Raw genomic sequence first — 14,473 nt, forward strand, 5'->3', positions numbered from 1 at the left:
CCAATATTCTGCACGCCAAAACACACTTTGTGAACAGATTCAGGCATCGAAAGCCAGCTGGACCTTCAACGTCTTCTCAGGATTCCGCTCTATGAGATCGAACGCTAAACGCGCGTCTTCAGCGGCGAAAGTCTGCGTGATCATGCCGGACGGTTTCAGCTTGCCAGCATCCAGCCACTCTACCACTTCGAGAATAAACCGGCGATTGAGCCGCGAGCCGACGACAGTTAATTCCTTGCGAACGATCTCCTGCTGAGTGACATTGCATGGCGCGGAAGAAAAGCCGAGCAAACCGATGCGCCCTGCCGGCCCTGCTATGCGGCATGCCTCGTCCAGCAGCGCCGGAATTCCCGCGCCATCGATAACAACAGACGGCCCGAGACCGTCCATTTCGCCTGCAACGGATTCAGCCACGGACTTCGTCCTAGAATTGATGACAACGTCGGCGCCGAACTCCATGGCGCGATCGAGGCGCATTTCGTCGATATCGGCGATGATGCAGCGCGCGCCGCGCATCTTGGCAACTTGAAGTACCGTGATGCCGACGGTGCCGGCACCATAGATCAAGACAGTGTCGTCGGCCGAGCAGCCGGTGCGCCAGAAAACATTGGCAGCGACCGCAAGCGGCTCCGCGAGAGCAGCCACATCGAAACCCATGGAAGAAGATATCTTGACGGCGTTCTCTTGTGGAAGGACGGCAGTTGACCGAAATCCGCCATCACGATGAACGCCGATAACCTGCAGGTTGGCGCAAACATTCGAGCGTCCAATGCGGCATGGATGGCAATGGCCGCAGGATATGACGGGATCTGCCACCACATGATCGCCAATCGCAAGCCCTGACACGCCAGCGCCGAGCGCGGTGACGACACCGGCGAACTCATGACCGATGATACGCGGATAGGTCACAAACGGATTCGAGCCGTGAAGGATATGCATGTCAGAACCGCAAATGCCGGCGCGCATGACCTGAACTGCAATTTCACCCTCCGATGGAGGAGCAACCTCGCGCCGATCGACCGCCAGCTTGTGCGGTTCGAGTACCGATATCGTAACCATGTCGTCTCCACATTCATAATCATGGCGCAGCATCGAAACGCGGCCAGCCGCGTTCAGTATTCAGCCAGTCAGTATCTGTTTCAGGTGCGCGTCCACTTTCCCGCGCCAGTCGTGATTGTTTTTCAGCTCAGGCGAAAAAAGACCGGAGACGGCGAAAAGGGACACCGAGGACCCATCACCAGCCAACGCCGCCTGCCGCACTTCCTGGGCGCGCGGATCGTCGATCTTTTCAAATCGCGTGACATAGGCCATCCAGAGCGCAGTGACATAAGCGAAACGGTCACCGTCGCTACCGGCGGCAAGAGCATCAACCGCAGCAGCGAAAATCCGCTGTGGCAGCTTCTGCGTTCCGTCCATTGCGATCTGCGCCGTGCGGTGGGCGATCTCGGGATTGGCGAAGCGGGCAATCAGCTCCTCGATGTAGCTGTCGAGGTCGATGCCGGGAACCGGATCGAGGGTGAATTTCGCCGCCTGCATGTGGCGGCGCACTATCTCCCGGTATTCAGAAACAGCCATGACGTCGCGAACATATTCGAGCCCGCGGAGCTGCCCGAGATAGGCGATCAACGAGTGCGAGCCGTTGAGCAGACGCAGCTTCATCTTCTCATAGGGTTCGACCGCGCTAACGAACAGCGCGCCGCCGGCATCCCAAGCGGGTCGCCCGGAAACAAAATCGTCCTCGATGACCCACTGCCTGAAAGGCTCCGTCTCAAGCGCCAGATCATCCCATGCTCCAAGCGCTTCGGCTGCCCGCACGCGGACCTCCTGGGTTCCCGCCGGAACGATTCGGTCGACCATGCTCGACGGAAAGCGCCCTTCCTCCTCGATCCACTTAGCGAGGTGCGCGTCGCGACGGGACGCCATTTCGAGGACCAGCCGTCGAACGACATGGCCGTTGCTTGGCAGATTGTCACAGCAGAGGACTGTATAGGGTTGGTGGCCTGCAGCCCGCCGGCGTGCAAGACCCTCCGTGAGATAACCGATCACGCCGACAGGACTTTCAGGATCGGCCAGATCATAAGCAACCGCGGAATGTGCGGTATCAAGACTTCCCGTCTTCAGATCGAGGCCATAAGCCTTCTCGCTCACCGTTAAGGTCACGACTCGGATTGCCGGATCCGAAAGCTTCAAAAGCAACGCCTCCCTGTCCTCGGCTGCAGCAATCGCGCCGACGGTCGAGCCGACAAGCTTTGTCTTAGCGCCAGACTGGTCGCGTATTGTCACGGAGTGCAGGTAGTCCTGGTCCTTCAAGGATTTGACGATATCCGTGGAACGAAGGCTCACGCTGATGATACCCCAGTCCCCGAATGCGCTCGCCAGGGCATCATCCGTATAGATGGCCTGATGAGCTCGATGGAACGCGCCCACACCGATATGGACGATGCCCGGCTTGAGTGACCGGCGATCATAGCCTGGACGTTCGACATCTTCCGACAAAGGTGCTTGTGCGTTCAATCGGTTCATGGTCATCCCAATCCATAGCTGGTGTGCGACAAGGTCCGCTCGATGCCGCGCAGCTCTGCGAGACCTTTAAGGCGACCGATCGCAGGATAGCCAGGCTGGGCGCCGCGCGTAAGGTCTTCCAGGATTTCCTGACCGTGATCAGGCCGCATGAATATCTGATGGTCGCTCCGTCCTTCCGCCTTGCGGCGCTTTTCCTCGGCGACGATCTCGGCGACTATTGCCACCATATCCGTATTACCTTCGAGATGTTCGTCTTCGAAGAAGGAGCACGGCATACGCTCTTCCTCGCGGCGAACGTTTCGAAGATGGAAGAAGTGGATTTTTGGTGCCAGGCGTCGGAGCATGGCAGGCAGATCATTATCCGCACGCACTCCGAGCGATCCCGTACAGAAGGTCACCCCGTTCGCCATGCTGTCAACCCCGTGCAGGACTTCGAGATAGTCCGCTTCGGTCGACAAAATGCGCGGCAGGCCGAGCAATGGCCAGGGCGGATCGTCACCATGGGCGCAGAGCCGCATGCCGAGTTCTTCAGCCACCGGCACGACTTCCGAAAGGAAATCGATGAGATTCTTCCGCAAGGTGGCGGCATCGATAGCGGCATAGCGGGCAAGTGCTTCCCTGAGTTCGCCGATGCTGTAGCCATCCGTAGAACCGGGAAGACCGGCACCAATATTGCGAGATAGCGCCGCCTTCTTTTCAGCCGACATGGCACGGAAGTGCGAATCGGCCTGTTCGGCGACAACAGCGGAGTACTCGCCTCTTGCTCCGGGGCGCTGGAGCATATGGAGGTCGAACGCCACGAAGTCGATCAGATCGAAACGCATCGCGCGCGCGCCGATCGGCGTTTCCCAGCGCAGATCGGTGCGTGTCCAATCCAGAACCGGCATGAAATTGTAGCAAACGGTGGAGATGCCGGCCTTGGCCAGCACACGGAGGCTCTGCTGCCACGCGTCGATATGCGCTTTCCAGTCCCCGGACATGGTCTTGATGCTTTCAGAAACCGGGATGCTCTCGACAAGCTCCCAATCGAGGCCGCCCGCGCGAACTTCCTGCTGCCGCTTTTCAACCTCTTCTGTCGTCCATGCGGTTCCCGTTGGAAGGTGATGCAGCGAACTGACGATACCCTGCGCTCCTGCCTGGGCAGCCTCGCGGACGCTTACCTTATCAACCGGCCCAAACCAGCGCCACGTATGTCTCATGCCTTACCTCGTGAAATTGTGCCGGTTTGCAGTGGAATCCCTTGCCCGTAATCACTTCCGTCCGGCGTACCGACGAGCGCAACCGCCCTTGCGGGAGAGCCGGAGCCGCCTTCGATCGGAAGAGGCAATGCGGTAAGGAAGCAGTAAGGAGGCAGCTGACCGAGATTGGCGAAATTCTCGCCAACCAGAATATCGGCTCCGAGCAACGTGTTGTGGGCCGGGAAATCCGTACTTCCATAGTGATCTATCGAAAGGCAGTCCGAGCCGACGATACGAACACCTCTGGCACGCAGGAGTTCGCTGGCTTCTTTCGAAAGCCCCGGCCAGTCGCTGAGAAAGCGCCCGTGTTGTGATGCATCGTCCCAGAAGCGATCCCAGCCGAAATGGAAGAACACCGCATCACCGGCTTCGATTTGTCCGTGGCTTTCCTCGAAGGCTAGAATCCGGTCCGCACCGACGGCTTCGCAAAGCAGCGCATCTAAGACGCTGATGGTCGCCATGCGGCCAAAGAACCGTTGGGGTACAATCTCCGCGATCGAGCTTCCACCTTTGACGAAATGCAGCGGTGCGTCGAAATGCGTACCGGAATGTTCGCTGAGGCAGAGTGAATGATTGCAGGCGACATCACCATTGTCGTAGCTCTCGATGACCTCTTGGCAGAAGCGTGGATGCGTCGGCCAAACCGGCATCTCCGCCTTCATCGGATGTGTCAGATCGACGAAGGTGAAGTGCTCTTCGCTGAACAGGGTTCTCAGGCTGCTGATGTCCGCCATTTCAGGCAGCCCTCGGCCGCGGTACGATGGCGACGATCAGGATGATCAGCGCACCCGTGAGCACGAAGCGGACGCCTGCCTGCATCTGAAAGGTGTTGAGCATCGTCGCCATCAGATTGAAGAACAATGCAGCACCCCAGATGCCGACGGCATTTGCCTGACCGCCGGCCACGCTCGTGCCGCCGAGAACCACGACCGCAATCGACTCCAGCAGGTAGACGTCGCCCATGTTGAGCGCCGCGCCGCCGGAAAATCCGGAGAGAAGATAGCCGGCAAGGCCCGCGGCCACGCCACACAGGCAGTAGGCGATCAGCCTGACACCCCCGACCGAGACGCCGGCAAGCTTTGCCGCCGGTTCGCTTTGTCCGACCGCGAGCAGCCGCCTGCCCCAGACGCCGCGCGAGAGGACGATCATCGTTGCGAACGTCAGCAGCATCACGGCGAAGGGCATGAAGGGAACGCCACCTATCCGCCACAGCGTGAAGGCCGACAGCATCGCCGGGGGCTTCAGCGTCGCCTCACCGCCCAAATTGAAGGCGAACGACTGGAAGACGAAACTCCAGGCAAGCGTAGCGATGATCGGCGGCAGGCGGAGCAGCGTGATGGCCAGGAAATTCAGCATACCGGCAAGAGCGCCGACTGCGACGGCCGCCGCAAGTCCGGCGAACAGCATGCCATCCTGCGCGTTCATGACCGTCATGGAGACGTACGCGGCGAGCGTCAGCACGGAGGGGACGGACAGGTCGATATTACCCGGTCCGGATGCGATCACCAGCATTTGCCCGGTTCCGACCACGACGCTGAAGGCACCGAATGTCAGGGCGGCCGTCAAAGTCGCCTCCGCACTGTCGAAGCCGGCATAGGCTGTGGTTGCGATCCACATCGCAAAGGCCACGATGAAGCCGTAGGTCCAGGGGGCGAGCGAGAGACGATGGTTCATGGCTTTTTCTCCGTGAGGAGTACGCGACCGGCGAGCACCAGGAACAAGATGCCGCCCTGAGCACCGATCTGCCAGGTGGGAGGCACCTGCAGGAAGCTGAGCAGAGAGCCGGCAAGCGAAAGTGTCAGGGCGCCGATGACCGTTCCGACTGGAGAGACGATGCCCCCGTTGAAGGAGCCACCGCCCAGGATAACCGCGCCGACGCCGAGAAGCGTGTACGCCGGCGCGACATTCGGATCACCCGACGTGGTGAGCCCTGTGAGCGTGATGCCGGAAAGGCAGGCGAGAAGACCGGCTGCGGCATAGACCATTACCTTGATGCGCGTGGTGGACCATCCTGCTCGCTCGATGGCGCGTGGATTGGAACCCGCTCCGCGCAGGATGGCGCCGTAGGAGGATCGCGAAATAGCGAAGTGTCCGACAACAGCGGCGATGACCGCCAGCAGGATCGGGAGCGGCACAAGCGGCGGCCGCCAGCTCATGAAGCCCGCAAGCCAGGCAGGTGCCGCACCACCCGGCGAAGGCAGGATCATGATGGCCGTGCCGAGCCAGATAAACGACATGCCGAGAGTGACGATGATGGATGGGAGCTGGCGAGCCTGGATGAGCAGGCCGATCCCGGCATAGACGATAATGGCAACAAGATAGAAAACGATTGCCAGCGAAGGATTTGTCGCGAGGTGCAGAGCCGTAATGCAGGTGATGAGCCCGACGAACGCGCCATTCGACAGATCGATGTCACCGAGCATGATGATCAGCATCTGTGCCAGCGCGGCAAGAACCAGCGGCGTCGCCAACTTGAACAGCAGAGTAAAGCCAAAATAACTCATGGCTGTCGGCCGGATCCAGAAGATGACGGCGAGCATCAGGACAAGAGCAACGGCCGGCAATCCAACCTGCAGGCTTGCGGAAAGCCAGGCCGGCCGGGCCTTAGATGTCGGTCTGATCATGACATCAGCCATGTGCGCCTCCAAACGAAGCCTCCAGAATGCGGGCATGATCGATCTCATTGCCCTGGATTTCCTCGACGGCCCTGCCTTCGCGGAAGACATAAAGGCGGTCGCAATTATTGAGCTCTTCCATCTCTGTGGTGTACCAGACGAATGTCCGCCCCTGCTCGGCTTCAGCGCGTATCAGCTGATAAACCTCCTGCTTCGTGCCCACATCGACGCCGCGCATGGGGTCGTCGAGGAAGATGACCTCGGCATCCGAGGCGAGAGCCCGGGCAAAAAGCACCTTCTGCTGGTTGCCGCCGCTGAGCGACAGGATCGGCGTGTCAATCGAGGGCGCCCTGACCTTCAACCTCGCCGACCAGCTGGAGGCCAAGGATCTCGCCGCATCGGCCGATACGAAACCGGCTCGTTGCAACGCATTCAGGCTGCGGATCGTTAGGTTATCGGCAATCGACCAGAGGCCGAACACACCCTCGAGCCCGCGGTCGCCAGCAACATAGGCAGCGGGCGTCTTTCCAGCCTTGTTTATGGAGGTGAATATGGATCGCAGCCGTTCACGCTGGCCATGGCCATCAAGGCCGGCAAAGCCGATGATCTCCCCGGCGGCTGCCTTGACCGGACGATCCGCTCCATCGACGCCGGGATGATCGATCTGAACGGCACCTGTCCTGCGGGCCGCGCCATTCGCGCTGCGGCTGTGGGTTACCTCGATGCCCCCCATCATTTCAACCAAGTTGGACCGCGAAAGGCCGCGCGTGCTGCGCTCGGCTATGATCCTGCCATCGACCATGACAACGGCGCGATCGCAGACGGCTATGATTTCGTTCAGGCGGTGAGTAATAAGAATGCAGGCGACACCGCGCGCGGCAGCCGACCGGATGTAGGCCAGAAGCTGTTCGGTCGCCTGGTGGCCGAGCGACGATGTGGGTTCATCGAGGATAACGCAGCGAACGCGAATATCCGTCTCGGTAAAGGCCCGAGCAATCTCGACCATCTGGCGGGAGCCGATGGAGAGTTCCGAAATCTTCGCGTTCGGATCGATACCGTGACCGGGGAAGATGTCGTCCAGCGCCCGGGCCATCAACTGCCTTGCGCGGCCACGCCAGCCGGGACCCCGCAACTGCCTGTGAACCACCCGCGTGTTCTCGGCCGCGGACAAGTTTGCGCAGAGCGACAGTTCCTGGAAGATGCAGCGAAGCCCGCTCGACTGAGCTTTCGCTGCATTCCATGCTTCCATTTCAAACCCGGCATAGCGGAAGCTGCCTGCCGTGCGCTGGGTAGCGCCTGACAGGACATTCATCAGCGTGGACTTCCCGGCACCGTTATGACCGACCAGGCCAACCACTTCTCCGGATGCGAGCCGAAAGTCGACCCCTCCCAGCGCGTGGACGGCGCCATAGCTCTTGCGCACATCGCGCACGTCAATCAGCGCTTCCGCCACGGCGGCATCCGGCAATGTGGTTGGCAGGTCAGTCATAATCAGTCTCACTTCGGGGCGGGAACGGCCGGAAGATCGGTCTTGTTGACATTTGCATCGATGATCTTGGCAACAAGGTCCTGCGGATATTGCGCGTTGACCACGCCGCCCTCGGGAACTGTCTTCAGCCAGGCATCGAGATCCGGCTGATTGATCTGCAGCAGGGGAACCTCGACGAACTTGGGTACTTTCTTTCCAGCGAGGATTTGTTGGGCCACCCAGAAAGCGACCTGGGAGACGGACGGTGTTGCACCAAGGGAGAACGTCTCATAGCCGGAAGCGTCATGCTCCTGCTTCCAGAGCGCCAGTTCGTCCTGACGGTTACCCATGATGATGATCGGCAGATCCCGCTTGGCAGCCTTGAAGGCCTGAGCTGCGCCATAGCCATCGCCACCCTGCGTGAGGACCGCATCGACCTTCGGCAGCGACGGAAGAATGCCGGAAACTTCCTTTTGCGCTACGGTCGCGGTCCACTGACCATAGACTTCGCCGACACTCTTGTAATCCGGATGTTCGGCGAGAGCCTTGACGACACCGTCATGCAGACGCTTGTCGAAACCGTCACCGGCCATGCCGCGGATCTCAAGGATATTGGCTGGCTTGTCGCCCATCTTCGACTTAATGAAATCAAGCTCGGCCTTGGCGTAGGAATTCAAGTTGTAGTCGACGACATATGCACATGGCTCGGTCACACCGCTGGCGAAGGCAACGACAACGATACCTGCGTCGCAGGCCTCCTTGATCGCACCGTTGAGAGCCGTGTCCGAGCCAGCCAATACGATGATGGCGTCATAACCCTGCAGGATGAGATTCTGGATTTGCGAGGCCTGCTCGGTGACCGAGTTATTAGCACTGACGACGGCCGTGTCGGCGATCTTGCCATCAGCCTTCGCCTTGGCTCCCATATCCTGGAAGCTCTTGATCATGACCTGGCGAAACGAGTTGCCGGCATAGGAATTGCTGAATGCGATCTTCTTGCCGCTGGTGTCACCTGCAGCGACACCGTCATCGGCGCGCGCAGACGAGGCGATGGCTGTGCCGGCAAGCAGCGCAAGCGCAAGTGCCGCAGCCTTGTTTCTGTAATTGATCTTCATGGATGTTTTCTCCTCCAACTCCCCGAGCAAAGGCCCGGTTCTGCCGGGCCTTGGGGTCGGCGGCTTCACTTCCACGATCGGCTTTTCATGCGCGGCATGGCGCCGTAGCGCTATCAACGCGGCGGAAAGTCGTTCGTCGAAGTCTTCCCGTTTCTCCCAGAAGAACACATACATACTACCATGGTAGCATGTCAATATCTTTGATAGACTGTCTGCAAGAGATGTGCGATTTGCGGATATCGGCAATCTCGGTCGCTCAAAGGGGGGATGATGGCGGACAAACCTACGGTGGAGGTGATGATCGGTGACAAGCTTAATTCGCAGCCTGCAGGAGGACTGGAGTCCATCAATCTTCGCATGCCGATTGCGCCCCAGGTCTACGAACGCATCCGTCGCGCCATCATCACCCTTGCGATCCTTCCATCAGAAGCCCTTAGCGAAAAGGAGCTGTCGTTGCAGCTGGGCGTCAGTCGCACACCGGTGCGTGAAGCGCTTATCCGCCTTGCAGATGAGGGCTTGATCGACATCCTTCCTCAGCGCGGAAGCTTTGTGGCTCCCATACGGATCAGAGATGTGGAGGAAGCGCAGTTCATTCGTGAGTCCCTCGAAGTCGCGGTGGTAGGGCGTCTGGCCGGGCAATGTTCTCCCCAGTTCCTGATCGACATCAAGGCTAATCTGGCCCGGCAGGAGCTTGCTGTGGCGCAGGAAGATGGCGATCTCTTCCTGGAGCTGGACGAGGCCTTTCACAGAAGTTTCTGCGAAGAGGCTGGTCTTTCCAAAAGCTGGCGTGTCATCCAGACCGTAAAGCTGCAGATGGACCGCGTTCGCTACCTCAGCCTTCCGGACTCCAGCCATTTGCGGACCCTTCTTGCACAGCATTGCCAAATTGTCCGTGCAATCGAGCAGAAAGAGCCGGAAGCCGCACGAAAAGAAATGGCGGCGCACCTCAAGGAAGTACTCGCGACGGCGCATTGGCTCAGCGTTCAGCGCGCGGACCTCGTGGAGAGTTGATATGCTGAACGGCTTTTTCTTGGTGGTTTACCAACGAAGTAAGTAAACACAGCTCTTGAAGGGAATCAAAATGTCGCCTCGTACGCCGAAAATCCGACCCAACGGGTGGTGCGTGTCCATCGCGATACATTCGAGCCGATCATATGCGTGCTGGGGCGCCACGGGCATTAACAAATGATCTTGCTTAAATTCGTAGGCAGTAATCGTAAGCCCATGGCCGCTGAGCGTCAAAAAGGCAAGTGCATGACATTTGCAAGGGATCATGAAACAGACAGGAAATTGTAGGTACAACTGTATAGGAGGGCTCGTAGGTTACACTTCGCGAGCGCATTCTGGCGCCTCTTGGGCTATGACTGAAACTGCTGAGAAAAGTCACATACTCTAGCTGCGAGTTTTGCGACGGACTGCACAATCGTGGAAGGCCGATCGTTTCGATACATCGCTGCGTAGGGCACCAACGGCAATTTGGGACGGGTTTCCAGCACCACTAACTTGCCTTCATCAACAAGAGGCTGGAAGCATTGACGAGGTACGTAGCTAACTCCAATGCCCGCTACCGTCAAGCCTATCATGGCGACGAGGCTGTCACTCGAAATATAGTGTCCGAATTTAACGCCTTCCGACTTCAACCATTTCGAAAAATAGAGGCCAGAACCAGATCGGCCTCCCTGAATAAGCGCCGGATATTGTGCAAGTTCCGAAAGATGCAGGGGCCTGGACGCATCCACCAAACCGGGATGAGCCATCCAGACATTTTCAACTTCCGCAACGCGTAATGCAGTAATTTCCGGCGCAACAAAAGCCTCGGGGATGACAACGAGATCGATGGTTTCATCCAAAAGCCTTCCATAGAGATCACGGCTCATGTCGACCTCCGGCTCGAGAATTATCGAGGGGTAAGTCTCCTGCAACGCTGCCACAAGGCGCGGCAGCCACGTCATGGCCGTAAGTTCAGTCACACCCAACCGGAGTTTTCGCATAGGCGGCTTTTGGTCGGTTTTTAATGAAATGATGCGGTCGTGACGCTCCAGCATTTCCTGAGCGATTGCGACGAGATACTCACCTCTTTCTGTCAGGCGAGCACCACGAAGGCTTCGATCAAAAATCACGATCCCAGACGCGGCCTCAAGCTCTTGAATGCGTTTCGATATCGCGGATTGAGTGGTGTTCATTTTCGCCGCAGCACGCTCGAAAGTGCCGGATTGCGCAATCCAATACAAGGCCTCCAGCTGCTTCAAGGTTATCGTCACGGTCACGTCGTACCTCTATCATTCCAAAACGTCATGATAGATTATCATTATTTATCGGTTTTTTGAATGTTATTTTTTTCTATCCTCCTCTGATCAAGGCGGCCAAGCCATTCGCCTGCCAATACGGGAGTGATCGACAACAATGGCAATCCAGCTATCCGAACGTGTCAAGAGCCTTAAGCCCTCCGCAAGCATCGGCGCCAAGAAGCGCGTGGTCGAGCTACAGGCTGCTGGCCGGCACATCATCGACTTCACGATGGGTGAGCCAGATCTCGACACGCCAGCTCACATTATTGACGCTGCAATTGACGCAATGCGAAGCGGACAGACGCACTACACTGCAACACTTGGTATTCCAGCATTGCGCAAAGCGATCGCAGCCAAATTCGCCCGCGATAATGCCATCAGCATCGATCCATCACAGGTACTCGTCGGTAACGGTGCAAAACAGTTGATCTTCGAAGCTTTCGCAGCGACGCTCAATCCGGGTGATGAAGTTATCGTGCCTGCTCCCTACTGGGTGTCGTATCCCGATATAGTGGCCGTAAATAGCGGAAAGCCCGTTATCGTGACCTGCCCCGAAGAGGACGGCTTTCTTTTGACGGCCAAAGCACTCGAGGCCGCAATCACGCCAAAGACGCGTTGGTTGATCCTGAATTCACCAAGCAATCCGACGGGTGCGATTTACGATCAGGCCGGGCTTGAAGCGATTGCGGAGGTATTACGTCGCCATCCGCAGGTGGCGCTGATGACCGATGAAATTTACGAACACCTTATTTATGACGGCGCTGCCCATGTGACGCCACTTGCCGTTGCGCCAGACCTTGCCGGCCGCTGCCTGATCGTCAATGGCATGTCCAAAGCCTATGCCATGACCGGTTGGCGTCTCGGTTTTGTCGCCGGACCGGTGGAACTGATCGGGGCAATTGCCAAACTTCTTGGTCAGAATACGACGTGTGCCAACTCGATCACACAGATGGCATCCGTTACCGCACTGGAAGCAGATCAACAGGTCGTCGCTGACATGAGCGAAGATTATCGCCACCGCCGCAATCGCATGGTCGAACTGCTTAGCGGGATCGATGGAATTCGTTGCATGCCTCCTGCCGGCGCCTTCTACCTGTTCCCAAATGTTTCGGGTCTGGTTGGGCGCACCACGCCCGCAGGCAAAACACTCGTCAGCGACATTGATGTCATGGAATATTTTCTGGATGAGGCAAACGTCGCCGTCATGGATGGCACGTCCTATGGAATGTCGCCCTATCTGCGCCTTTCCTTCGCCACCGCTCTGCCTGACATCGAGGAAGGATGCCGCCGAATAGCGACGGCCTGCGCGAAACTCCGCTAATTTCCAATGCATCCAAAAGAGAATGTGATCAACATGTCCAACCCGCGCGAAAATCCACTTCCTGCACAGGTCAAGCCGGAGCTTATCGAGGCATTCCGCAAGCTTGCAACTGCCAACATCAGCGATAATCTTGAACGACAACCCGGCGCAATTGGCTTGAGACCATTTCATAATGGTACGCCGATGGCTGGTACTGCGTTTACCATCAAGACGCGCTCGGGTGACAACAAGGTCATTCACGAAGCACTCGACCTCATCCAGCCTGGCGACGTTCTCGTTGTCGACGGTGATGGTGACGTCAGCCGTGCACTTATCGGTGAAATCATGAGTGCCATTGCCCGCAAGCGTGGCGCGGCTGGCTTTGTCCTCGATGGCGCAATCCGCGATGTCGACGCGATTGGAAAAGACAGTTTTCCTGTGTTTGCCCGGTCTGCAATTCACCGTGGTCCCTACAAGAATGGCCCAGGCGAACTCAATGTTCCGGTTTCGATTGGCGGCATGGTTGTTTATCCCGGCGATATCATCGTCGGTGACCTGGATGGCGTGGTGGCGTTCAGACCAGAGCGCGCGGCTGAGTTGCTTGACGCAGTTCGCGCACAGGAATTGAAAGAGGCTGACATCCTTCGAACGATCGAAGACGGTACCTATACTGGTGCCTATGCCACCAAGAAATGACAAGGCGAGGCCGCCCGCCAAAGCGGCTGGCGGCTTCCAGCGTCTGAATGAATTCCAAAAAGGAATGAACTGACATCAGAATATATCGTTTTTTCGGGCTCGTATTTTCGGCTTTTCTTAAGAAACTGCTCGCAACGCGCCTGCATGTAAGGTCATAAAATTAACCAGAAGGGAAATGACATGAAATTCTGCAACGCGACGCTGCTTGCCGGCATGGTCCTCGCAGCTGGCACATCCGCCGCAACGGCCGCCACAAACTGGGACCTCCCTCTGGCATGGCCTGCGGACAACTATATCGTCAAGAACGCGCAGATTTTTGCTGACAAGGTAAAAGCCGATACCAATGGCGAAGTCGTGATCACCTTGCATCCATCCGGCTCGCTCGGCTTCAAGGGCCCGGAAATGGTTTCAGCGGTACGTGATGGTCTTGTTCCTGTCGGTGACATGCTGCTCAACCAGCAGGTCGGTGAGAACGCCCTTTTCGGTATTCAGTCCCTGCCCTATCTCATCGATAGCTTCGACGAGTTGAAGGCTTTCGACAAGATGTATCGTCCTGTTCTTGATGAAGTTTTCGCGCAAAACAATCAGAAGCTTCTCTATACCATTCCTTGGCCGCAACAGCAGGTCTACCTGAAGAAGGAAATCAACTCGGTTGAAGATTTCGGTGGTTTGAAAATCCGCTCCTACGACAAATCGTCGACAGAGATTTTCCATGCGGCAAAGATGATGCCTGTTCAGTTGCCATGGGGTGAAGTTATTCCATCGCTTGCTGCTGGCGTGATCGATGCAGTAGCGACATCGTCACCTTCGGCTGTGGATGGCTCCTTCTGGGAGTTTCTGAAATACGGTTACACCACCCGCCAGACATGGAACACCAACGCCGTTACGGTTAACCTAGACAGCTGGAACGCACTTTCCGAAACCGAGCGCAAGGCAATTGAAGATGCAGCGACAGGCTTGCAGGACCAGTTCTGGCAATCGGCTGCCGACGCCGACGCAGCCAACATCGAAAAGCTGAAAGAACACGGGATCGAAACACGGGATCTTTCTGCTGAAACACGCGCCAAGCTCAAAGAGCTCGCAGCCCCACTTCGCGACGCTGCCCTGAAGGGCATGGGTGAAAAGGCAGAAGGGCTCGTCAAGGCCTTCCAGTCCCGCTAATCGGGCATCAACCGATCCGTACCGGACATAATGCGAGGCACTCTTGTGTGCCTTGCAAGGGGAACAAAG

General features: G+C 57.7%; 13 protein-coding genes. 4 read left to right on the plus strand and 9 right to left on the minus strand.

The window, feature by feature from the left end:
• Positions 1 to 39: 39 nt before the first annotated feature.
• From AT6N2_RS18615 to AT6N2_RS18650, 8 genes are read right to left on the minus strand one after another with little or no spacing between them, the layout of a single operon-like run.
• Positions 40 to 1,059, minus strand: a complete 1,020-nt coding sequence (locus AT6N2_RS18615) for a Zn-dependent oxidoreductase (protein WP_209090692.1) — start codon at positions 1,057 to 1,059, stop codon at positions 40 to 42.
• Positions 1,060 to 1,119: 60 nt separating this feature from the next.
• The gene (locus AT6N2_RS18620) at positions 1,120 to 2,523 is read right to left on the minus strand and encodes a mannitol dehydrogenase family protein (protein ID WP_209090693.1); all 1,404 of its coding nucleotides are present in this window, start codon (positions 2,521 to 2,523) and stop codon (positions 1,120 to 1,122) included.
• A 2-nt stretch (positions 2,524 to 2,525) separates the two neighbouring features.
• On the minus strand, positions 2,526 to 3,722 hold the full coding sequence (gene uxuA, locus AT6N2_RS18625) for a mannonate dehydratase (RefSeq protein WP_209090694.1): 1,197 nt from the start codon (positions 3,720 to 3,722) through the stop codon (positions 2,526 to 2,528).
• Positions 3,719 to 4,495 carry a cyclase family protein gene (locus AT6N2_RS18630; protein ID WP_209090695.1) on the minus strand — a complete coding sequence of 259 codons (777 nt, stop codon included), beginning with the start codon at positions 4,493 to 4,495 and terminating at the stop codon, positions 3,719 to 3,721. Before AT6N2_RS18630 ends, uxuA begins: the two co-directional genes overlap by 4 nt.
• A 1-nt stretch (position 4,496) precedes the next feature.
• Complete coding sequence (locus AT6N2_RS18635) at positions 4,497 to 5,435, minus strand: ABC transporter permease (protein WP_209090696.1); 939 nt, start codon at positions 5,433 to 5,435, stop codon at positions 4,497 to 4,499.
• Positions 5,432 to 6,397: an ABC transporter permease gene (locus tag AT6N2_RS18640; RefSeq protein WP_233282539.1), complete on the minus strand. Its 966-nt coding sequence runs from the start codon at positions 6,395 to 6,397 to the stop codon at positions 5,432 to 5,434. The genes AT6N2_RS18635 and AT6N2_RS18640 overlap by 4 nt, the downstream gene beginning before the upstream one ends.
• Positions 6,390 to 7,865, minus strand: a complete 1,476-nt coding sequence (locus tag AT6N2_RS18645) for a sugar ABC transporter ATP-binding protein (RefSeq protein WP_209090698.1) — start codon at positions 7,863 to 7,865, stop codon at positions 6,390 to 6,392. The genes AT6N2_RS18640 and AT6N2_RS18645 overlap by 8 nt, the downstream gene beginning before the upstream one ends.
• An 8-nt stretch (positions 7,866 to 7,873) precedes the next feature.
• Entirely contained in the window at positions 7,874 to 8,959 is a 1,086-nt protein-coding gene (locus AT6N2_RS18650; RefSeq protein WP_209090700.1) for an ABC transporter substrate-binding protein, read from the minus strand.
• A 297-nt stretch (positions 8,960 to 9,256) separates the two neighbouring features.
• Between AT6N2_RS18650 and AT6N2_RS18655 the strand changes: the two genes are divergently transcribed.
• Positions 9,257 to 9,970: a GntR family transcriptional regulator gene (locus tag AT6N2_RS18655; RefSeq protein ID WP_209090701.1), complete on the plus strand. Its 714-nt coding sequence runs from the start codon at positions 9,257 to 9,259 to the stop codon at positions 9,968 to 9,970.
• Between the two features lie 347 nt (positions 9,971 to 10,317).
• On the opposite strand, the gene AT6N2_RS18660 is transcribed toward AT6N2_RS18655, so the two are convergent.
• A complete protein-coding gene (locus tag AT6N2_RS18660; RefSeq protein ID WP_233282540.1) occupies positions 10,318 to 11,226 on the minus strand; it encodes a LysR family transcriptional regulator in 909 nt (302 codons plus the stop codon).
• A 136-nt stretch (positions 11,227 to 11,362) separates the two neighbouring features.
• Between AT6N2_RS18660 and AT6N2_RS18665 the strand changes: the two genes are divergently transcribed.
• The 3 genes from AT6N2_RS18665 (at position 11,363) to AT6N2_RS18675 (ending at position 14,404) form a co-directional block, all read left to right on the plus strand.
• Positions 11,363 to 12,568, plus strand: a complete 1,206-nt coding sequence (locus tag AT6N2_RS18665; protein WP_209090703.1) for a pyridoxal phosphate-dependent aminotransferase — start codon at positions 11,363 to 11,365, stop codon at positions 12,566 to 12,568.
• A 33-nt stretch (positions 12,569 to 12,601) separates the two neighbouring features.
• Complete coding sequence (locus tag AT6N2_RS18670) at positions 12,602 to 13,243, plus strand: RraA family protein (protein WP_209090704.1); 642 nt, start codon at positions 12,602 to 12,604, stop codon at positions 13,241 to 13,243.
• Positions 13,244 to 13,423: 180 nt separating this feature from the next.
• Positions 13,424 to 14,404, plus strand: a complete 981-nt coding sequence (locus tag AT6N2_RS18675; RefSeq protein ID WP_209090705.1) for a TRAP transporter substrate-binding protein — start codon at positions 13,424 to 13,426, stop codon at positions 14,402 to 14,404.
• Positions 14,405 to 14,473: the final 69 nt, after the last annotated feature.

Origin of the sequence: Agrobacterium tumefaciens, from assembly GCF_017726655.1 — a bacterium.
GTDB classification, from domain to species: Bacteria; Pseudomonadota; Alphaproteobacteria; order Rhizobiales; family Rhizobiaceae; genus Agrobacterium; species Agrobacterium tumefaciens_B.

Excerpts from the sequence above, each read along its gene's own strand:
- uxuA (WP_209090694.1), bottom strand. The coding sequence starts at position 3,722 with ATGAGACATACGTGGCGCTGGTTTGGGCCGGTTGATAAGGTAAGCGTC.
- AT6N2_RS18650 (WP_209090700.1), bottom strand. The coding sequence starts at position 8,959 with ATGAAGATCAATTACAGAAACAAGGCTGCGGCACTTGCGCTTGCGCTG.
- AT6N2_RS18640 (WP_233282539.1), bottom strand. The coding sequence starts at position 6,397 with ATGGCTGATGTCATGATCAGACCGACATCTAAGGCCCGGCCGGCCTGG.
- AT6N2_RS18630 (WP_209090695.1), bottom strand. The coding sequence starts at position 4,495 with ATGGCGGACATCAGCAGCCTGAGAACCCTGTTCAGCGAAGAGCACTTC.
- AT6N2_RS18615 (WP_209090692.1), bottom strand. The coding sequence starts at position 1,059 with ATGGTTACGATATCGGTACTCGAACCGCACAAGCTGGCGGTCGATCGG.
- AT6N2_RS18655 (WP_209090701.1), top strand. The coding sequence starts at position 9,257 with ATGATCGGTGACAAGCTTAATTCGCAGCCTGCAGGAGGACTGGAGTCC.
- AT6N2_RS18620 (WP_209090693.1), bottom strand. The coding sequence starts at position 2,523 with ATGAACCGATTGAACGCACAAGCACCTTTGTCGGAAGATGTCGAACGT.
- AT6N2_RS18665 (WP_209090703.1), top strand. The coding sequence starts at position 11,363 with ATGGCAATCCAGCTATCCGAACGTGTCAAGAGCCTTAAGCCCTCCGCA.
- AT6N2_RS18645 (WP_209090698.1), bottom strand. The coding sequence starts at position 7,865 with ATGACTGACCTGCCAACCACATTGCCGGATGCCGCCGTGGCGGAAGCG.
- AT6N2_RS18675 (WP_209090705.1), top strand. The coding sequence starts at position 13,424 with ATGAAATTCTGCAACGCGACGCTGCTTGCCGGCATGGTCCTCGCAGCT.
- AT6N2_RS18635 (WP_209090696.1), bottom strand. The coding sequence starts at position 5,435 with ATGAACCATCGTCTCTCGCTCGCCCCCTGGACCTACGGCTTCATCGTG.
- AT6N2_RS18670 (WP_209090704.1), top strand. The coding sequence starts at position 12,602 with ATGTCCAACCCGCGCGAAAATCCACTTCCTGCACAGGTCAAGCCGGAG.